Genomic DNA, 18397 nt, shown 5'->3' with positions numbered 1-18397 from the left:
CATGAAACTCCAGCACCACCCGGAAATCCGCGCCGCTCACCCCGGCCTCGCCGTCGGCACGCTGCAGGCCACCGGCATCACCACGGAAATGCCGGTCGACGTCGAGAGGTTCCTCGCGCGGGCGACGCGGCGGCTCGCGGACGGGCCCGAGTCGGAATTCCCCGAGATCCAGGCCTGGCGGCGGGCGTTCGCGAAGATGGGCCTGAAGCCGACGCAGTACCGCTGCGCGTCGGAGTCACTGCTGCGCAGGCTGCGGAAAGAAGGCACGCTCCCCCGGATCCATCCGGTGATCGACCTCTGCAACGCGGTCTCGGTCGCCTACGCCATCCCGGTCGCGGTGCTCGACGTCGCGAAGATCAGCGGCTCGCTGGAGGTCCGCCACGCGCGGGGCGACGAGAAGTACGTGACCTTCGCCGGCACCGTCGAACACCCGAACCCCGGCGAGGTGATCTTCGCCGACGAGGACGGTCAAGCCCACGCGCGCCGGTGGACGAACCGGCAGAGCGGGCACTCCGCGGTCTCGGCCACGACGTCCGACGTGCTGATCGTTTCCGAAGGGCTGCACGCGACAGCGGCCGAGGACGTCCGGCTGCTGATCGAGGCCATCGCGGGCGAACTGGCGACGGCGGGTGTCGTCACGACGCCTTGAGCGCCTTCTCCAGGCCGGCGCGGGTCATCTTCGACCGCCCCTTGATGTTCCGCTCCCGCGCCAGCTTGTCCAGATCCGCCTTCGACAGCGAGGACAGGTCTTTCGCAGCAGCCTTCTTCGCCGCGGTCTTCTTCGCGGCCGGCTTCTTCGCGCCCGACTTCTTCTTGGCCTTCCCGCTCTCCACGCTCTTCGAAAGCGCCTCGAACAGGTCGACCACCTTCGTCGGCTCACCGGGTTCGGTCGCGGGCGTGATGGTGTCGCCCTTCTTCTTGGCCTTGATCAGCTCCCGCACGCGGTCGGTGTAGGTGTCGCGGTAGTCCTCGGGCCGCCAGTCGTCGCTCATCGCGTCGATCAGGTTGACGGCCATGTCGAGTTCCTTGCCGCGCGCCTTCGCCTTGCCCGGCAGGTCCGGCAGCTGCTCGGCGGGATCCCGCAGGTCGGCGGCGAAATGCAGGGTGTTGAGCACCATCACGCCGTCCCCGGAGCGGACGAGCGACAGGTACTCGCGGCCGCGCATGACGAACTTGGCGATCCCGGCCTTGCCAGAGGAGTCCATCGCCTCGAGCAGCAACGCGTACGGACGCTCGAACTCGTCCTTCGCGGGCGCGAGCCAGTACGTCTTGTCGAAGAACATCGGGTCGATCTCGTCCAGCGCGACGAAGCTCTCGATGTCGAGCGACTTCGACCGGCCGGGGGCGATCTCGTCGAGCTCCTCGGGTTCGACGACCACGTACTCGCCGTTGTCGAGCTCGTAACCCTTGACGATGTCCTCGTAGTCGACTTCCTTGCCGGTGCGCTCGTTCACCCGCCGGTACCGGATGCGGTCCTCGGTTCCGCGCTGGAACTGGCGGAAATGCACCGTATGGTCCTCGACCGCGCTGTAGAGCCGGACCGGCACCGTCACCAGGCCGAGCGAAAGCGAACCGCTCCAGACCGGACGCATGGGCACTCCTCTCCTCCAGCGGGCTGGTACCCGGAATCGAGGCGGATCACACCTGGTCAGAGGCTGAACGCGAGGGACTGCAGGAGGACGACCCCGAGGAACACGAGGGTGAAGGCGAGGTCGAACGCGACCCCGCCTGCCCGAACCGGGCGCACGACGCGGCGGACCGGCGCCAGCACGGGCTCGGTCAGCCGATGGGCGATCCCGCGGGCCCGGAAGGCCCAGCCGGGCGGACGGGTGGCGAGGTTGACGACCCAGTCCAGCACCATGCGGACGATGAGCACGATCAGGAACAGGGTGAGCAGGTAGCCCAGCAGATCACCTAGAGCACTCATGGCGGCACACTCCTCTTTGGTCCAGTGTGCCGCGCTTTGCTGGGAGCAACCTGTGACGAAAGAAAGGGCTACCAGGGCGGTTGGCCACCCCCAGTTCGAAGGCCAACCGCCGCGGAGCCCCTACCCGCGGTTCGGCGCGCTGCCCCGTCGCTCCGACCCGCCAGCTGTGCCTTCAGCTTTCCAAGGCCCTGCATCGGAATTACATCGGCTCTCCACCGCATGGCATCCGCGCAGTTCAGGAGTGGCCGGGCGTAGAATCGAACCGGTTTCAGGGCAGCCCCGTGCCCGTCCGTTAGGCCGAATGCCGTAAGGCGCGCACCGCGCCGACCTGGCTGACGGCCGAAGCGGTGGGCTAGGGTGCCGGTCAGCCGCCGAACGGACTGGAGGTAGTGCGTGAGCACGCTCACGGTCTCGGACGACATAGTCGCATATGACCGCTGATCGTTTACCCGATTCGGCGGGATCGCCCACCGGCGGCCCATCCCAGCTCAGCTTCTCCGTTCTCGGCCCGCTCGAAGCCGAGGTCGACGGTGTCCCCGTCCGCTTGGGCGGACGCCGTGAACAGCGCCTCCTCGCCGCCCTGCTGATCAACGCGGGCAGGCTGGTCCCGGTGTCGTACCTGATCGGCACGATGTGGCCGGAGAACCCGCCGAAGACCGCGGTCCGCCAGGTCAGCAACGCGATCGCGCGGCTGCGGCACGATCTCGGCGTGGCCCGGTCCGCCGTGGTCACCACCGGATCGGCGTACCGCGTCGTCGTCAGCAGCGCCTCGCTCGACTCGGTCCGCTTCGAAGCGGACTACAACCAGGGCGCCGAGCTCCTGTCCGCCGGGCTGATCTCCCAGGCGGCCGCCAAGCTGGCGGACGCGCTCTCGCTCTGGCGCGGACCGGCGTTCGACGGTCTCGAAGGCGACGCCATCGAGCAGACGGCGCGACGCCTCGACGAAGAACGCCTGGCCGCCTGCGAGCTCCTGATCGGTGCCAGGCTCCGGCTCGGCGAAACCGAAGCGGCGGCTCGCGAGGCCTTCGACCTCGCCGCCTGGCATCCCACGCGCGAGACCCTGCAGTGCCTCACCATGCTGGCGCTCTACCGGGCGGGCCGCGGCGCCGACGCGCTCCGGACGTTCGACCGGACCAGGGTCGCGCTCGCCGAGGAGCTCGGCGTCGACCCGAGCGCCGAACTGAGCGCGCTCCACCAGCAGATCCTGCGCGCCGACGCCGAGCTGATGACGGACGGCGCCCTCGTCCGCTACGGCGTCGGCGGGCTCCGGGCCGGAATGGACACCGGCGGACGGCGCGAGGACGCGGACGCGCAGAAGGCGCTGTTCCCCCGCCCCGCGCAACTTCCCGCGGATCTCCCCGCGTTCGGCGGCCGTGCCGCGGAACTGCGGACCGTCCTGGAGATCGGCCAGGCGAGCTCCTCGGCGGGGCCGAGGCTGATCGCGATCGACGGGATGCCCGGGGTCGGCAAGACCGCGCTGGCCGTCCACGCCGCACACCGGCTCGCGCCGCTGTTCCCCGACGGGCAGCTCTTCGTGAACCTCGAAGGGTTCTCGCCCGCGGGCGACCCGGTCGACCCGGGAGCCGCGCTCGAAGCGCTCCTGCGGTCGCTCGGCATCCAGGGTTCGGACATCCCCTCCGGGACCGAACAGCGCGCGGCGCTCTTCCGGAGCTGCCTCGCCGGCAAACGCGTGCTTCTGGTGCTGGACAACGCCATCGGGGCGGCGCAGGTGAACCCGCTGCTGCCCGGCTCGGCGAGTTGCTGCGTGCTGATCACCAGCCGCACCCGGCTCGTGGACCTCGACGGCGCCGAGCTCCTCTCGCTGGAACCGTTCAGCCGGGCCGACGCCGTGGATCTGCTCGGCAGGATCGTCGGGCCGTCGCGGTTGAGGAGGGAATCCCCCGACGCGGCCGACCAGGTCGCGAGCCTGTGCGGTGATCTCCCGCTCGCACTGGCCGTCACGGCGAGCAGACTGCGCGCGCGAGCGTCGTGGACGCTCGACTTCGTCGCCAGGCAGCTGCGCGACGAACGGAACCGGTTCGGCGAGCTCACCGCCGGGGAACGCGACGTGGCGGGCGCCTTCCGGGTGTCCTATCTGAACTTGACCGAGACCGAGCGCCGGGTGTTCCGCCGGCTGAGCCATCACCCCGGCGCCGCTTTCGATCTCCACTCGACGGCGGCCCTGGCGGAAGTGAGCCTCGGCGAGGCCCGCCGTCTCGCCGAACGCCTCGTCGACGTGAACCTGCTGCGCCAGCCGTCGATGGACCGGTACGAGATGCACGACCTGCTCCGTAGCTATGGTCGTGAACTCCTGCTCGCCGAGGAGCCCGAGCACCAGCGCGAGGCGATGATGCGGCGGCTGTTCGACTACTACCGCAGCACCGTCGCGGCCGCGATGGAGTTCATCGACCCGGACTCCGAAGACGAGCCGGGTGGTCTCGAGGTCCCGAAGAGCGAGTTCGGACAGTCCTTCGCGGACTACGACCAGGCGGCGCACTGGATGGACGCGCAATGGCAGAACGTGCTGCCGGTGGCCGTCGCGATGAACAACCACCAGCAGTACTCCGACCTCGTGCCCTTCTGTTCGGCGGTGTGGCGCTACTTCGACAACCGCGGCTACTACCGGCAGGCCAGGGAGCTGGAGACCCTCGCCCTGTCCGCGGCGCGGGTCACCGGGAACGTGGTCCTCGAGTACCAGGCGCTGCACATGTACGCGCTGACCCTGTGGCGGCTCGACGAGTTCACCGAAGCGAACAGGCTGTTCAACGAGGTGTTCGAGCTGGCAGCGACCACCGGCGACATCCGGATGCAGTGCCGGGCCAGGGGCAACTCGGGGGTCACCCACTGGCTCAAGGGCGAGTCGGACGAGGCGATCGAACACCTCGGCTGGGTCCGCGAGACCGCCCATGCCCATGGCAGCGTGCTCATCGAAGCCCGCGCCAGGCACCGGATCGGGCTGATCCACACCGAGAACAGGCGTTATCCCGAAGCCGCCGAGGAACTCGACAAGGCGCTGAGGCTGGCACAGGAGAACGAATCGCCCGATCTCGAGGCGGAATGCTTTCTCGCCCTCGGTATCAATTCGCGCGGACTCGGTGACGGCGCGCTCGCGGTCAGTCAGTTGACGACCGCGGTGGAAGTGCTCGAATCGACCGGGAATCGCAGCATGCTGCCCATCGCCCACAAGGAGATGGCGTTCGCGTTCGACATTCTCGGTGAGCGACTGAATGCGGACCGTCATCGCCGGTTCGCATTGCGCCTCTACAGCGATCTCGGCATTTCGGAGTCGCCGGAGGTTCGCGAACTCAAACAGCGCCTGAGCGATTACTCGGCGTAATTGTCCATTCTGCTCCGGTACTCTGTTGGCGTGGGTATATTCGCTTGACCGGAGTAACCACTCACGGAGAGGATCGGCGGCATGCACGACGAGGATGACGACGAGTTCTTGTACGAGCTCGAAGCGGAGTACAAGGCGCAGAGCACTTGGGGCGGGTTCGAGCCGCCTCCGCACGGCGGGCCTCCTTTCCGCTCGCCACGCTGAATGACCTGACGTATTCGGAACGTATTACTGGGGACTGGGGCACAAGACATTCGATGCTGGTCAGGGTTTCCTCGTGCGGAACGCTTTATTGGTCCGATGGTGACGTCGTCTGGGACGACCATCTCGGCCATCGCCAGCTGAAACTCGCCGAAGGAACCGAACGCGTCCTGCGCTGGTTCAGTTCTTGGCGGGAACCGGAATCGATCCGCACCGCGGACGAGAATCCCGAGATCGGGGAAAGACTCGTCCGTATCGCGCGGGCGATGATCCGGTACGACGTGCTGGTGATCAAAGGTTCTTCCCGGCAACAACGGGAAGAAGAGATCCTTCGGGATTGGGGCCCTTGGGGAACGTCCGCGCGGGCGTTTCACTTCGGCACCCGTTCCTTGCGGGAGACCGAGTTCACGACCAGCGAAATGACGGCGAAAACCTTGCTGGAGAAGGCGAAGGCCAGTCCTCCGCCTTCTCCGGTGAGGCCGTCCGGCGAGCACGACGCGATAGCGCTGCCCGAACCGTCACCGGAACCCTTGAACGCGATCGCGCTGGGCGACGCGCTGAACCAGCGCAGAAGTGTCCGCGAGTTCGGCGAAGAACCCTTGCGGCTGCGTGATTTGAGCACTCTCCTCACCGTGGCGAGGCCGACGAGGCCCGAAACGCATTCCGACATCCCCGCCACCGGGAACGTCTTCAAGACGAGCCCGTCGGGCGGAGCCCGGCATCCGACCGAGGTGTACGTCTACGCGAGGAACGTCGAGGGCCTGGATCGGGGCGCCTACCACTACGACGGTTTCTCGCATCGCCTCACGCCACTGGACGCCAAGCTCGACGACGACGAACTGACCGCCCTCGCCGGCGACCAGCAGTGGACCCGGAACGCCGGCGCGCTGCTGATCTACACGAGCGTCATCGAACGGAACCAATGGAAGTACCCGGTGAGCCGCACCTATCGGGTGCTGCTGATGGACGTCGGGCACCTGAGCCAGACCGTGTACCTGATGGCGACCGCGCTGGGACTGAACGTCACGTTCACCGCGGCGCTTCGCGATGAACTGGTCGAGGACCTCCTCGGCTGCGATCCGGCCAGCGAGCTGGTGCTCGGCATGTCGGTACTGGGCACTCGCTTGTGAATGCCTGATGGTGTAGCGCTTTGCCGTATTTCGGCGATGGGGCACTTTGGCCGTCGGGAAGGACGGCTATGGTGCGGCCCAGTGCGGATGAACCCCAGGACCGCATGCAGCGCGACAGCCGCTGCGAGTCCTGTCCACGCGCTCGGCCGTTGCTGTGATCGGTGGGGGCCATCGACCCCGTGGCCGCCATTCGGAGATGGCGCCTTACCGGAGCACTGTCGCCGCTGTGAACCTCAGAGCCTGCTCGCCGCCCCGCCATTTTTCGGCAACGCCTACGCCAGGCAGCAGTTCCTCCACCTAGCGGCGCAAGGATGGCGCCCAAACCACACGGCCGCACCGAGTCCTGTCGGCGCGCTGGCCGTCGCCGTGTTTCGGGCAATGCGGTGGCGGTATCCCCGGGCCGGCGAACAAGATGCCGTGGACTACATATCGACTCCCGTGGCCGTCTTTCGGCAATGGCCCCAGGTCTGGGCACGCGGCTAAGCGGCGGACGCTAGCCGCACGACGGGCGCGGCCACAAGCCGCGAGAGGTGATCACAGGGTGCGCCGTGCTTGGCTCCGTGGCCTAATTTCGGCAATGGTCCCAGTCCTGGGGCGCCGTTGCCGTTTTCCGGCGACGGTTCAGAACGGTGGTTCCTCGGCACGAGGTTCGTGCAGGGGTGGTGGTGTGCTGTCGTAGCTCTGTCCGGTGGGTGTGGTGATGGTGAGTGTGCCGTCGGAGTCGAGTCGGTAGGTCCAGCCGGGTTCGTCTTTCAACCGGTGGTCCCGTCGGCACAGGTCGATCAGGTCGGTATGGCTGGTGTGGCCGCCGTGCTGCCACGGCACCGCATGGTCGAGATCGCAGGCCTGGGCGACGCGGTGGCAGCCGGGTCTTCGGCATTCCCGGTCCCGCACCCGCACGAACTCCCCCAACCCCGCGGTGGGCCGATACCGGTCACGACCCAGATCCAGCACCTGCACGGAGAGGGGGTCGGTGATGATCCGCCGCAGGACGGTATCGGGCCCGGTGGCGATGTGCCGGGCCAGGGCAGCCGGAATATGGCCGTGGCCGGCGAGTTCGGCGGGGTCATCGTTCAGCCCGAGGTAGGTGTTCAAATCCATGTACAGGAACACCTCGGACCGTTCACTCCCACCCTGCCCACCCAGCAACAGATCAAGGGCCACATCCGCACGCAGCTGATCCAGAGTGCGAGTCTCCCCACTGGTCTTGAGAGCGCGGGCTTCACGATCGATCCGGGTGTAGGCAGCGGCGACCTTCTCCACCGGCCCGTCCTCGACCTCGATCGACGCCACCCCAGCCTCGCCGTGGCGGATCGACAACCGGCGCCCGGCACGATGCCGCTCCGCACGCCGGGCCGCGCCCTCGCGGTCGGCCATCATCGCCGCATGATTCGCCGCCTTCCGAACCTGCTCGGAATTCCGCCCCGGCAACCGATCCTCCAGCACCGCGTCCACCGCACGCGCATCGTCATCGGACAGCCACGCGGTGGCGGCGGCGACCTTCATCGCCCCATAGCCACCCACCTTGCCCCGATCCAGCAACCCCAGCGTGCACGGAAGCCGCGTGGTCAACGCCTCCGCCGTCGACACCAGCCCAGCCGCGTGACCGTCCACAACAGACAACCCCAGCGCGACCTCCTGCACCACACCGCCAGCGCCGTCACGGTGACGACTCAGCTGCGCCAACGCACGAAACCGCACCGCCTCCAACCGCGCGATCCCCTCCGACGCAGCAACCGCAGCAGCAACAGCATCGCCGTCCTCCAACATATCCAACGCGCCATTGACCTCCTTCAAAACATCAGCCGACGTGATTTCCTTGAGTACCGCCACAATGGCGTTGCGTGTATCCACACACCGAAGCTACAACCGGCCACCGACAGTTTTCGCACCCACGAGCTTTTCCTTTGAACCACAACGGTTTCGGCACCAAGTTGCCCTGTCGTCGAATTCCGGCAACGGCCCGAACCCACCCACCATAGAACCGGAAGCTTCAAACCACCGTGTACCACAACGCTTCCAGCACCCCCTTGCCCGTCGCCGAATTCCGGCAACGCCCAGCCCACCTCACGCCAGAGCACAACAACCACCCGACACCAGTCGCCAAATCCCGGCAACGACCACCTCACACCACCCCCGAAGCCAAGAACTGCGGCACAGCCACCTCACCGACCTGATCCGCCAGCCAGATCTCTCCCTCCGCCGCCGAAACCGCCCCCACCCGAACAGCGACGTCCGCCAGCCCACGCAGGAACCCCTCCCCACCGAGGAACCCGACCACTCCCTCGACCGAAACCTCACGAAACCCGCTCCCGACAAGCAACCGCCGGAACCCACGCGCGATCCGCGGAGCGGTGATCACCGAAGCCCGCGCACGCACGATTTCCCGGGTCAGCGCCGGATAGGCGGAATCGACCACCAGCGCCTCCCAGTCGGGCCCGGACAACACGATCCGTCCACCAGGGACCAGAACCCGCCGTGCCTCCGCGAGAGCGGCCTCGGGATCAGCGAGTTCATGGAACACCTTGTCCGCCCGATAGCCCGCGAATCCACCCTCGACCGGCAACGCGTAGGCGTCCCCGATCAGGAAGTCCCGGTCGGGCGAACGCCGCCGGGCCTCGTCCACCATCTCGGCCGCAAGGTCGACACCGACGGCGCGGAAACCCAGTGACGACAACTCGGATACGGCGAGCCCGGCACCGCAGCCGACGTCGATCACGGCGGAGCCGGGTTCGAGGCGGAGAAGTTCGTAGGTCCGGGCCCGCAGTTCGGCGGCTCCCGGCAGGGCATCGGCGGCGTCGAGCCGCTGCAACATGGACATACCGGGGATCGTCCGACTTAATGACGACATGAAGTCAAGCACCTTGAGCGTCGGCGAGGTCGCGGAGCGCTTCGGCCTGGCGACGCACGTCTTGCGCCATTGGGAATCCGTCGGCCTCCTCGAGCCGGCCCGGTCGGGCGGCCGGAGGCGGTACGACGACAACGACCTCCACCGGATCGCGATCATCCTGCGTTCGAAGGAGGCGGGCCTGAGCCTCGACGGAATCCGCGAGATGTTCGGCAAGCCCAGCGAGCGCGAAGCGATCCTCAAGCGCCACAAAGAAGAACTCGAACGACGTATCGCGGCCGCGCAGGCGTCGCTCACGATCGTCGACTGCGCGCTCGGGTGCGAGCACGACGACTTCACCCGGTGCGCGCACTTCCGGGAGGCGGTGGCGCGAGCTCGGCCCGCGCCACCGTCCCGGCTCAGCCGAGCAGTGCGCGCATCTCGGTGATCTCGGCCTGCTGACCGTCGATCACCTTCTGCGCCAGCGCCTTGACCTCGGCGTTGCTGCCCTGCTGCAGGGCGGTTTTCGCCATCGAAAGCGCACCCTCGTGATGTTCGATCATCATCTCGAGCCACTGCTTGTCGAACGCGGCGTCCTTGGCTTTGCCGAGTTTCTCCAGATCGCCGTCGGTCATCATGCCGGACGCCGAGCCGTGCCCGGAGTGTTCGCCCGACGGCGCCACTCCCCAGCCCTTCAGCAATCCGTTCAGCTGCTGGATCTCCGGATCCTGCGCCTTCTGGATCCGCGCGGCGAGGTCGACGATCTTCGCGTTACGAGTACGGCCGTCGACGAGTTTCGCCATCGCGAGCGCCTGTTCGTGGTGCGGGATCATCCCTTGCGCGAACGTGACGTCGGCCTGGTTGTGGCCGGCCCGCTGGGGATCCGGCGCCTTCACCGTGGACATGGAGTGCCCGGTGGAGGCGGTGTCGGAGCTGGCACAGCCGGTGAGCACGGCGAAGGAGGCCAGGGCGGCGAGCGCGGCCCCGGCCAGTTTCCTGCTGGTCATGGTTCTTCCTCGAAAATCGGTTGTGGTCAGGACGGGACGAACCCGCCTGTCACACCCGCAACACGCAGAGAAGCGACAATCTTTCGGGCACCGGTCTCCAGCGCGGCGGATCACGGCCCGACGCCGAACCGCCGCGCGGACGCGATTTCCAGGTCGTCACCGTCCGTCCATTCCGGACGAGCAGCCAGGAGACGATCAGGAGCACGGCCGCGGCGAGCACCGCGAGGCACAGGTGCAGTCCACTGTGTCCAACGCCGTCGTGCGAAGACGTGTCCGCGCAACACGGATCAGCCATCGCGACAGCGGAGTGCCCGGCGTCGTGCCCGGATTCGGCGACGACGTGGTGCATGCCGACCAGACCCAGCGCCACCACGCACAACAACAGCCACCGCAGGGCGGCCGGGTACGCGGGCTGGGTCACGGCTCCACCGTAGCCGGATTCAGCGCGCCGCCGGACGGTGGGGTTTCCCCGCCGAATGCAGTGCCGGGATGTCGCGATCGATGTGGTCGGCGTGGAACAGGGCCTGCGCGAGCAGCCCGCGGACGTGGTCGTTGGCCGCCGAGTAGTAGACGAACGTCCCCTCGCGACGCCCCTTGACCAGTCCGGCGAGCCGCAGTTTCGCGAGATGCTGGCTGACCGCCGTCGGCGCCGCTCCCGCCAGTTCCGCGAGACAGGCGACCGAAGACTCACCTTGGAGCAGCGCCCAGAGGACCTTGATCCGCGTCGGATCCGCGAGCAGCCGGAACGTCTCCGCGGCCAGGTGGACCTGCTCCTCGGTGGGCATCTCGAAATCCGGGACCGACTCGTGCATGCCAGGAGGATAGCCGCTATCCTTCTGCCTGCGTACCTGCATGACTGCGCAGGTATTGTGACAAGGAGGTGGAAGATGCCCGGGCATGGACACAGTCATGGCCACCAGTCCGCGAAGGGCCGTCTCCGGCATCTGCTGACTCCGCACAGCCACGACAGCGCCGACCGCGTCGACTCCGCGCTGGAGACCAGCAAACGCGGCGTCCGGACGCTGATCTGGTCGTTCGCCGCCCTGTTCATCACCGCCGTCGCCCAGCTCGCGCTCGTGCTGATCACCGGTTCGGTGGCCCTGCTCGGCGACACGATCCACAACTTCGCCGACGCGCTGACCGCGGTCCCGCTCGGCATCGCCTTCCTGCTCGGCCGCCGTGCCGCCACCCGCCGCTACACCTACGGGCTCGGCCGCGCCGAGGACCTGGCCGGCGTGATCGTCGTCCTGCTCATCGCCGCCTCGGCCTTCCTGGCCGGCTACGAGTCCGTCACCCGGCTGCTCGATCCACGCCCGGTCCAGCATCTGTGGGTGGTCGCGGCGGCGGGTGTCATCGGCTTCGCGGGCAACGAACTCGTGGCCAGGTACCGGATCACCGTCGGCCGCGAGATCGGGTCGGCCGCGCTGGTCGCCGACGGGCTGCACGCCCGCACGGACGGTTTCACGTCGCTCGCCGTCGTGCTCGGCGCCGTCGGGGTGGGGCTCGGGTTCCCGATGGCCGACCCGATCATCGGCCTCGCCATCACCGTCGCCATCCTGTTCGTCCTGCGCGACGCGGCCAAGGAGGTCTTCCGCCGCCTGATGGACGCCGTCGACCCGGCCGACGTCGATCGCGCCGAACGCGCGGCCACCGAGGTGCCGGGTGTGCTCGGCACGCGGGACCTGCGGATGCGCTGGATCGGGCACAGCCTGCGCGCGGAACTGGCGGTGTCGGTCGAGGCCGGGCTGAGCGTCACCGAGGCACACCACCTGGCCCATCGTGTCGAGGCGCGGCTGCGCGAGGTCCTCCCGCGGCTCGCGGAAGCGGTGGTGCACACCGAACCGGCGCACGCCCATGAGATCGTCAGCGGGTGACACTGTCCGGCAACGACATCCGCGCCGTCCGCGCCCACGCGCAACTGCTGACCGCGCCGGCCGGGGACGTGCTCGCCGTGGTCGGTTCCGTCGCCGCGGTCCAGGCGCAGTCGACGCCCGCCGCCCGCCTCGCGATCCGGGCCCGTAGCCGGGGTCTGACCGCTCCGGACGTCGACGCTTCCCGCGCCGTGACGCGCACCTGGCTGATGCGCAAAACGCTCCATCTCGTCCCGACGGCGGATCTCCGCTGGCTGAACCGGCTGTTCGGCCCCCGCAACGCCCAGGCGGGGCAGGGACGGCGCAGGCAGCTGGACCTCACCGACGAACTCTGCGAACGCGCGCTCGGGAAACTCCAGGATCTCTTGCGGGGCAAGGAACTCACTCGACAGGAGATCGTGGACGGCTTGGCCGCCGAGGGCATCGCGCTCGACGCGAAGTCTCAGGCACCGGCGCATCTCTTGGCGTATGCGGCCAACCGCGGACTGCTGTGCCGAGGCCAGGACGTCGGCACGGAACCGACGTACGTGCTCCTCGACGAGTGGGTCACCGAGAGCCGCACGCCGGACGAACCGCATACCGAACTCGCGCACCGGTACCTGACCGCCTATGGCGTCGCGACCACCGAGGACTTCAGCGCCTGGTCCGGGCTCCCGATCGGCCTCTGCCGCAGGGCTTTCACCGCGCTGGACCCCGTTCCCGTCGGCAAGGCCTTCGCCCTCCCGGAGACCGATCTGTCCCCTCCCCCGTGTCCCCCGCGCCTGCTCGGCGCCTTCGACACGTACCTGCTGGGTTACCGTGACCGCGATCTGCTCCTCGATCCGGCCGAGACGAAACGCGTCAACTCCGGCGGCGGGATGATCGCGCCGACCGTGCTGATCGACGGACGGATCGCCGGAACCTGGCACACCGAGCGGACCGCGAAGCTGACGAAGGTCGTCGTGGAACCCTTCGCCACGCTGCCGCGGTCCGCCATCGCCGGGCTGGAGTCCGAAGTGGATGCCTACGGCCGCTTCCTCGGGCGAACGGCCGTCCTCCTCACTTGAGCGAGCGGAAGAACTCCCGCACGTCCGCGACCAGGATCTCGGGCTCCTCCAACGCCGCGAAGTGCCCGCCGCGATCGACGTCGGTCCACCGCACGATCGTGTGGGCGTCCTCCGAGTAACGCCGGATCCCCACGTCGTGCGCGAAGACCAGCGCCGCCGTCGGCACGCCGGAGTTCTTCTCGACGGCTCCCCAGGTTTCCGCCTGCGCGTAGCCGACATACGCGGACGAAGCCGCCGTGCCGGTGAGCCAGGTGAACATCACGTTGGTCAGCAACCGGTCCTTGCCGATGATCTCTTCGGGCAACGTCGGGCGCGGATGCGTCCACTCACGGAACTTGTCCATGATCCAGGCCAGCTGCGCGACCGGGGAGTCCACGAGTCCGTAGCCGAGGGTCTGCGGCCGCGTCGACTGGATCGCGATGTAGCCGAACTCCTCCTGCATGAAGGCCTCGATCCGCTTGACGCGGTCACGTTCGACGTCGGTGAGCGACGCGAACTCCTCCTCCGGCATGGACATCGGCGGCATCGGGGTCAGCCCGCCGTTGACGTGCACGCCGATCACCTTGTCCGGCGCGACCCTGGCCACCTCCGGTGACACGGAAGCGCCGAGGTCGCCGCCCTGCACGCCGTAACGCTCGTAGCCGAGGCGGCGCATCAGCTCCGCCCATGCCCGGCCGATCCGCGGCATGGTCCAGCCGGAATCCGAGACAGGGCCCGAAAAACCGAAGCCGGGCAGCGACGGGATCACGAGGTGGAACGCGTCCGCCGGGTCTCCGCCGTACGCTTTCGGATCCGTGAGCGGGCCGATGACGTCCAGGAACTCCACCACCGAACCCGGCCAGCCGTGCGTGAGGATCAGCGGCGTCGCGCCGGCTTCGGGCGAGCGCACGTGCAGGAAGTGGATCCGCTGGCCGTCGATGACCGTGGTGAACTGCGGATGACGGTTGATCTCGCGTTCGGCGGCACGCCAGTCGTAGCCGTCGCGCCAGTATTCGGCGAGTCCGCGCAGCCACGCCACCGGCACGCCGGTGTCCCAGCCGTCGCCGGGGAGCGGAGCGGGCCAGCGCACGCTGTCGAGCTTCGCGTGCAGCTCGTCCAGCTGCTCCTGCGGGATGTCGAGGCGGAAGGGGCGGATCTCGGTGTTTTCCATGAAGCCCACGTTACGAGGCATTGCGGACAGTTTCGGTCCTTGATTCGGCGGGCATTTCGGATACGGGAAGATGCGCTCGTGACGGACAAGTACTTGGCCTACGGCAGGCTCATCCGCGACGGGAAGATCCTGTTCATCCGGCGGCGGCCGGGCGCTTTCCTCGGCGGCCGCTGGGAGCTGCCGGGCGGCACCGTCGAGCCGGGCGAGCGGCCCGACGAGACCGTGGTCCGCGAGTTCGCCGAGGAGACCGGGCTGACCGTCCGCGTGACCGGCGAACGCGGCTCCCACAGCTGGGACGACGTCGCGGGCAAGCCGATGCGGATCCACGCCACGGTGTACGCGCTCTCCGAAGAGACCACGGACGAAGTGGTGCTCGATCCCGGGGAACACGACGCCTTCACCTGGTACACCCGCGAAGAAGCCGCGGCACTCGATCTCGCCGATCACTTCCGGCGAGCACTCGAAGGCTGATCCCGGGACCAGTCCCGCTCGAGGCTTCAGCCGACGGTCTCGACTTCACGGCCACGCTCGGGCCGGACGGCACCGTCACCTACAACGGCCTCTCCATCGATCCGCTCGGCGTGAGCGACGGCGCCGCCGTCCGCCGGATCACACCGCTGTGAGCTCCGCTCCGCCCAGCGGACGACCGGGCCGGTGAGCGTGCCCGCCACCAGGAACAACCCACCCAGCACCACCCAGCCCGCCGCGCCGCCGACCAGGATCAGCCCGGTCAGCAACACCGGGCCGAGCATGCGGGCGATGGCCGCCCCGGCGCCGAAAAGCCCCTGATACTGACCCTGTTTACCCTCGGGAGCGAGACCGAAGCCGATCTCCCACGAGCCCGCCGCCTGCGCCATCTCCCCCACCACCTGCAGCGCGGCCCCCAGAAGCAGGACCAGCGCCGCCGCCCACGCGGATTCGCCCATGGCGGAGAACGAGAACACCAGGCAAGAGAAGAAGAGCAGCAGTCCCGCGTACCGGGCGTAGCGGGAGGCGCTGCGCAGCCCGGTCACGCCGCGCGCCACGCGGACCTGGAAGACCACCACGCTCGCCGTGTTGAGCACGAGCATCGCCGAGACCAGCCAGCTCGGGGCCGCGGTCCTGGTCGAGATCCACAGCGGCAGGACCAGGCTGAACAGCGGCATGTAGAGCAACATGACCATGTTGAGCAGCGCCAGCAACGCGTACGGGCGATCACGGAGAACGGCGACGGACGGCTCGCCCTCCCGCGCCGGCACCGGAGCCACCGAAGGCACCTTGCGGAGCACAAGCGCCGCGGCGACGAAAGCCAGCGCGTCGAGGACGAAGACGGTCAGGAAGGCCTCCCGCGTCCCGAGCGCCAGCGCGATACCGCCGAGCGCCGCGCCGATCGCGATCCCCGCGTTGGAAAGCGCCTGCAACCGGGCGCGGAACGTCGTGCGCTCGGCGGGGTCGATCAGGCCGGCGAGCAACGCCTGCCTCGCCGCGCCGAGACCGCATTGAAAGCAGGCGTAGACGCAGGCCGCGATCACGAACGTCACGACGGAGCCGACGAAGAGGAACGCCGTCACCGACGCGGCCGTGCCCAGCGCCAGGAGGACGGCCGTTCCCTTGGGGCCGCGACGGTCCGCCAGGTGTCCGAGGGCGATCCCGGCCACCGAGCCGACAGCCCAGCCCGCGGTGAGGCCGAGGCCGACCTGCGCGGGCGAAAGCCCCACGACGAGCGTGAAGTAGACGGCCGAGCTGACGTAGTAGGCGCCGTCGCCGACGGAGCTGATCAGCTGGGCCGAGGTCAGTCGCTTCATACGACTCAAGCTAAGTGCCGGATTGGCCACTTCCCAGTTCCAATATGAGCCATTCTCGTTGGGCCAATATAGGCTCGCCCCGTGCCGTTCCACATCAGCCTCGACGGACACACCGACCTGGCCGCGCGGATCTACCGCCAGCTCCGCGACGGCATCCTCGACGGGCGCCTGCGCGCCGGGGAGCGCCTGCCGCCGACCAGGGAACTGGCCCGCGAGCTCGACGTCTCGCGCAACACCGTCGCGGTCGCCTACGAACGGCTCACCGCGGAGGGGTTCCTCAGCGGCCACGTCGGACGCGGGACGTTCGTCAGCGCGGATCCCGTGGCGCGGGCGGAACGCGCCGCGCCCGCGGGCTCCGGAGTGCGGCCGGTCGCCCGCTGGCGTTCGCTTCCGGCCCTCCCCGGCGACGACCGGTCCGCTCCCGAGTTCGACTTCCGCGTCGGCGCTCCGGATCCGACCCTGTTCCCCTTGCGGACCTGGCGACGGCTGGTCGGCCAAGCCTTGCGGCCGTCGCTGCTGCCACCGTCGGGTTATGCCGACCCTGCCGGGCTCGAAGCACTGCGGGTGGCGATCGCCCGTCATATCGGCGCCGCCCGATCGGTACGGGCCGGCGGTGAAGATCTGGTGGTCACCCAGGGAGCGCAGCAGGCTCTCGACCTGATCGGCCGGGTCCTGATCGAGCCCGGCACGCGGGTCGCCGTCGAGGATCCCGGCTATCCCCCGGCCGAACGGCTCTTCGCCGCCCACGGTGCCCGGATCACCAAGGTCCCGGTGGACGCCGAAGGCCTCGATGTCGCCTCACTCGTCAAGGGCACCCGGCTGATCTACACGACGCCGTCGCACCAGTTCCCGCTCGGCACGCCGATGTCACTCGCCAGGAGGACGGCGTTGCTGGCATGGGCGGAGCGGAACGACGCGGTGATCGTCGAGGACGACTACGACAGCGAGTACCGGTTCTCGGACCGGCCGCTCGAACCGCTCCAAAGCCTGGACCGCGACGGCAGGGTGGTCTACGTCGGGTCGTTCTCGAAGACGCTGCTTCCCTTGCTGCGTCTCGGCTTCCTCGTCGCGCCCGCTTCGCTGCGCCCGGCGTTGCGGCAGGCGAAACAGCTCACGGACTGGCACGGTGATCTCGTGACACAGGCCGCGTTGGCGAGCTTCATCGACGAGGGTCTGCTCGCGCGTCACGTGCGCAAGGCGACCCGGGAGTATTCGGTGCGACGGGAGCGGATCCTGGCGTTCGTCCGCGACGAACTGCGCGACCTGCTGGAAGTCGTTCCTTCGAGTGCCGGGCTCCACCTGTGCGCGCTGTTCCGTCCACATGCGACGGTCACTGTGGACGGTGTGGTGGCGGAAGCGTCTCGCGCGGGGGTGGCCGTCGAAAGCCTGGCCGCCTACGGAGGAACGCGCGGCGGACTGGTGATCGGCTACGGCCTGGTCGGTTCGGACCGCGTCGACGAGGGACTCGCGCGGCTCGGGGAAAGCGTTTCGGCCGCTCGCGGGATCACGAGAGGGTAGTTCAGCGCACTTTTCGCCTTGAACCACCCTTTCGTGACAACCGGCCCGCCGCGGGACGCCGGAAACTGTCGTACCCCGGTGGTCTCCTCTTCACAGGCGACAGCGGGCCCGGCCGGGTCCGCGCGCCGGCCCGAGGAGGAAAGTCCCATGGCCGGAGAAACGGTGCTCACGGTGATCGGCAACCTGACGACCGATCCGGAGCTGAAGTTCACCCCGTCCGGAGCGGCGGTCGCGAACTTCACGGTCGCGTCGACACCACGCGTCCTGGACCGCGCGAGCGGGGAATGGCGCGACGGAGACCCGCTGTTCCTGCGCTGCGCACTGTGGAAGCAGGCCGCGGAGAACCTGGCCGAATCCCTCACCAGAGGGACGAGGGTCATCGTGCAGGGCAGGCTGAAACAGCGATCCTTCGAAACCAAGGAAGGCGAGAAACGCACGGTGGTGGAGCTCGACGTCGACGAGATCGGCCCGTCGCTGCGGTATGCCACGGCGAAGGTGAACAAGGCGGGCCGGAGTTCGGGCGGCACACCGTCGGACGGGGCTTGGGAGCGAACGCCGGTGTCCGCCGGAAGCCCGGAGCCGCCCTTCTGACCGGGAGG

The 18397-nt window shown here is 68.6% G+C and carries 19 protein-coding genes; 10 read left to right on the top strand and 9 right to left on the bottom strand.

The genetic code is table 11. From position 1 onward, the window contains the following. Nucleotide 1: 1 nt before the first annotated feature. Complete coding sequence (locus NQK81_RS39050) at nucleotides 2–649, top strand: B3/B4 domain-containing protein (protein WP_257485464.1); 648 nt, start codon at nucleotides 2–4, stop codon at nucleotides 647–649. Here the strand turns inward: NQK81_RS39050 and ku are convergent. Both ku and NQK81_RS39040 read right to left on the bottom strand, forming a co-directional pair. Further along, on the bottom strand, nucleotides 636–1592 hold the full coding sequence (gene ku, locus NQK81_RS39045; protein WP_126736728.1) for a non-homologous end joining protein Ku: 957 nt from the start codon (nucleotides 1590–1592) through the stop codon (nucleotides 636–638). The genes NQK81_RS39050 and ku overlap by 14 nt on opposite strands. Nucleotides 1593–1648: 56 nt before the next feature. Further along, nucleotides 1649–1927, bottom strand: coding sequence for a YggT family protein (locus tag NQK81_RS39040; RefSeq protein WP_126736729.1), 279 nt, complete (start codon nucleotides 1925–1927; stop codon nucleotides 1649–1651). Nucleotides 1928–2357: 430 nt separating this feature from the next. On the opposite strand from NQK81_RS39040, the gene NQK81_RS39035 reads away from it, so the two are divergent. From NQK81_RS39035 to NQK81_RS39025, 3 genes are all read left to right on the top strand, one after another. Continuing rightward, on the top strand, nucleotides 2358–5264 hold the full coding sequence (locus NQK81_RS39035; RefSeq protein ID WP_257485463.1) for an AfsR/SARP family transcriptional regulator: 2907 nt from the start codon (nucleotides 2358–2360) through the stop codon (nucleotides 5262–5264). Between the two features lie 81 nt (nucleotides 5265–5345). After that, a complete protein-coding gene (locus NQK81_RS39030) occupies nucleotides 5346–5468 on the top strand; it encodes a hypothetical protein (protein ID WP_257485462.1) in 123 nt (40 codons plus the stop codon). A 53-nt stretch (nucleotides 5469–5521) separates the two neighbouring features. After that, the gene (locus NQK81_RS39025; RefSeq protein WP_257485461.1) at nucleotides 5522–6595 is read left to right on the top strand and encodes a SagB/ThcOx family dehydrogenase; all 1074 of its coding nucleotides are present in this window, start codon (nucleotides 5522–5524) and stop codon (nucleotides 6593–6595) included. A gap of 621 nt (nucleotides 6596–7216) precedes the next feature. On the opposite strand, the gene NQK81_RS39020 is transcribed toward NQK81_RS39025, so the two are convergent. After that, nucleotides 7217–8365 carry an HNH endonuclease signature motif containing protein gene (locus NQK81_RS39020; protein ID WP_371878929.1) on the bottom strand — a complete coding sequence of 383 codons (1149 nt, stop codon included), beginning with the start codon at nucleotides 8363–8365 and terminating at the stop codon, nucleotides 7217–7219. A 355-nt stretch (nucleotides 8366–8720) separates the two neighbouring features. Continuing rightward, nucleotides 8721–9416 (bottom strand): methyltransferase domain-containing protein, encoded by a 696-nt coding sequence (locus tag NQK81_RS39015; RefSeq protein ID WP_257485460.1) that lies wholly within the window; start codon nucleotides 9414–9416, stop codon nucleotides 8721–8723. 28 nt (nucleotides 9417–9444) lie between these two features. On the opposite strand from NQK81_RS39015, the gene NQK81_RS39010 reads away from it, so the two are divergent. Further along, nucleotides 9445–9870 (top strand): helix-turn-helix domain-containing protein, encoded by a 426-nt coding sequence (locus tag NQK81_RS39010; RefSeq protein WP_257485459.1) that lies wholly within the window; start codon nucleotides 9445–9447, stop codon nucleotides 9868–9870. Here the strand turns inward: NQK81_RS39010 and NQK81_RS39005 are convergent. The 3 genes from NQK81_RS39005 to NQK81_RS38995 are packed head-to-tail and all read right to left on the bottom strand — an operon-like array spanning nucleotide 9842 to nucleotide 11241. After that, a complete protein-coding gene (locus tag NQK81_RS39005; RefSeq protein WP_257485458.1) occupies nucleotides 9842–10429 on the bottom strand; it encodes a DUF305 domain-containing protein in 588 nt (195 codons plus the stop codon). The genes NQK81_RS39010 and NQK81_RS39005 overlap by 29 nt on opposite strands. Nucleotides 10430–10478: 49 nt before the next feature. Continuing rightward, on the bottom strand, nucleotides 10479–10850 hold the full coding sequence (locus tag NQK81_RS39000; protein ID WP_257485457.1) for a DUF6153 family protein: 372 nt from the start codon (nucleotides 10848–10850) through the stop codon (nucleotides 10479–10481). A gap of 19 nt (nucleotides 10851–10869) precedes the next feature. Continuing rightward, on the bottom strand, nucleotides 10870–11241 hold the full coding sequence (locus NQK81_RS38995; RefSeq protein ID WP_007030039.1) for an ArsR/SmtB family transcription factor: 372 nt from the start codon (nucleotides 11239–11241) through the stop codon (nucleotides 10870–10872). Nucleotides 11242–11316: 75 nt separating this feature from the next. Here NQK81_RS38995 and NQK81_RS38990 point away from each other — a divergent pair, with 75 nt between their 5' ends. Both NQK81_RS38990 and NQK81_RS38985 read left to right on the top strand, forming a co-directional pair. Next, entirely contained in the window at nucleotides 11317–12303 is a 987-nt protein-coding gene (locus NQK81_RS38990) for a cation diffusion facilitator family transporter (RefSeq protein ID WP_257485456.1), read from the top strand. Next, complete coding sequence (locus NQK81_RS38985) at nucleotides 12300–13346, top strand: winged helix DNA-binding domain-containing protein (protein ID WP_257485455.1); 1047 nt, start codon at nucleotides 12300–12302, stop codon at nucleotides 13344–13346. Before NQK81_RS38990 ends, NQK81_RS38985 begins: the two co-directional genes overlap by 4 nt. On the opposite strand, the gene NQK81_RS38980 is transcribed toward NQK81_RS38985, so the two are convergent. Continuing rightward, the gene (locus tag NQK81_RS38980) at nucleotides 13339–14496 is read right to left on the bottom strand and encodes an epoxide hydrolase family protein (protein WP_257485454.1); all 1158 of its coding nucleotides are present in this window, start codon (nucleotides 14494–14496) and stop codon (nucleotides 13339–13341) included. The genes NQK81_RS38985 and NQK81_RS38980 overlap by 8 nt on opposite strands. 78 nt (nucleotides 14497–14574) lie before the next feature. Here NQK81_RS38980 and NQK81_RS38975 point away from each other — a divergent pair, with 78 nt between their 5' ends. Beyond that, a complete protein-coding gene (locus NQK81_RS38975; protein ID WP_257485453.1) occupies nucleotides 14575–14967 on the top strand; it encodes an NUDIX hydrolase in 393 nt (130 codons plus the stop codon). 26 nt (nucleotides 14968–14993) lie between these two features. Here the strand turns inward: NQK81_RS38975 and NQK81_RS38970 are convergent, their stop codons facing one another. Next, entirely contained in the window at nucleotides 14994–16280 is a 1287-nt protein-coding gene (locus tag NQK81_RS38970) for an MFS transporter (protein ID WP_257485452.1), read from the bottom strand. 81 nt (nucleotides 16281–16361) lie between these two features. On the opposite strand from NQK81_RS38970, the gene pdxR reads away from it, so the two are divergent. After that, entirely contained in the window at nucleotides 16362–17798 is a 1437-nt protein-coding gene (gene pdxR, locus NQK81_RS38965) for a MocR-like pyridoxine biosynthesis transcription factor PdxR (RefSeq protein ID WP_257485451.1), read from the top strand. 147 nt (nucleotides 17799–17945) lie between these two features. Beyond that, nucleotides 17946–18389, top strand: coding sequence for a single-stranded DNA-binding protein (locus NQK81_RS38960; protein ID WP_126733641.1), 444 nt, complete (start codon nucleotides 17946–17948; stop codon nucleotides 18387–18389). Nucleotides 18390–18397 lie beyond the last annotated feature (8 nt).

It is taken from the genome of Amycolatopsis roodepoortensis (assembly GCF_024628825.1).
Taxonomy (GTDB): domain Bacteria; phylum Actinomycetota; class Actinomycetes; order Mycobacteriales; family Pseudonocardiaceae; genus Amycolatopsis; species Amycolatopsis roodepoortensis.
This window is presented reverse-complemented; position numbering and strand designations above follow the sequence as displayed.

What these genes read in the sequence shown, in the direction of transcription:
- NQK81_RS39050 (WP_257485464.1), top strand. Translation starts at nt 2, where the DNA reads ATGAAACTCCAGCACCACCCGGAAATCCGCGCCGCTCACCCCGGCCTC.
- ku (WP_126736728.1), bottom strand. Translation starts at nt 1,592, where the DNA reads ATGCGTCCGGTCTGGAGCGGTTCGCTTTCGCTCGGCCTGGTGACGGTG.
- NQK81_RS39040 (WP_126736729.1), bottom strand. Translation starts at nt 1,927, where the DNA reads ATGAGTGCTCTAGGTGATCTGCTGGGCTACCTGCTCACCCTGTTCCTG.
- NQK81_RS39035 (WP_257485463.1), top strand. Translation starts at nt 2,358, where the DNA reads ATGACCGCTGATCGTTTACCCGATTCGGCGGGATCGCCCACCGGCGGC.
- NQK81_RS39030 (WP_257485462.1), top strand. Translation starts at nt 5,346, where the DNA reads ATGCACGACGAGGATGACGACGAGTTCTTGTACGAGCTCGAAGCGGAG.
- NQK81_RS39025 (WP_257485461.1), top strand. Translation starts at nt 5,522, where the DNA reads ATGCTGGTCAGGGTTTCCTCGTGCGGAACGCTTTATTGGTCCGATGGT.
- NQK81_RS39020 (WP_371878929.1), bottom strand. Translation starts at nt 8,365, where the DNA reads ATGTTGGAGGACGGCGATGCTGTTGCTGCTGCGGTTGCTGCGTCGGAG.
- NQK81_RS39015 (WP_257485460.1), bottom strand. Translation starts at nt 9,416, where the DNA reads ATGTCCATGTTGCAGCGGCTCGACGCCGCCGATGCCCTGCCGGGAGCC.
- NQK81_RS39010 (WP_257485459.1), top strand. Translation starts at nt 9,445, where the DNA reads ATGAAGTCAAGCACCTTGAGCGTCGGCGAGGTCGCGGAGCGCTTCGGC.
- NQK81_RS39005 (WP_257485458.1), bottom strand. Translation starts at nt 10,429, where the DNA reads ATGACCAGCAGGAAACTGGCCGGGGCCGCGCTCGCCGCCCTGGCCTCC.
- NQK81_RS38995 (WP_007030039.1), bottom strand. Translation starts at nt 11,241, where the DNA reads ATGCACGAGTCGGTCCCGGATTTCGAGATGCCCACCGAGGAGCAGGTC.
- NQK81_RS38990 (WP_257485456.1), top strand. Translation starts at nt 11,317, where the DNA reads ATGCCCGGGCATGGACACAGTCATGGCCACCAGTCCGCGAAGGGCCGT.
- NQK81_RS38980 (WP_257485454.1), bottom strand. Translation starts at nt 14,496, where the DNA reads ATGGAAAACACCGAGATCCGCCCCTTCCGCCTCGACATCCCGCAGGAG.
- NQK81_RS38970 (WP_257485452.1), bottom strand. Translation starts at nt 16,280, where the DNA reads ATGAAGCGACTGACCTCGGCCCAGCTGATCAGCTCCGTCGGCGACGGC.
- NQK81_RS38960 (WP_126733641.1), top strand. Translation starts at nt 17,946, where the DNA reads ATGGCCGGAGAAACGGTGCTCACGGTGATCGGCAACCTGACGACCGAT.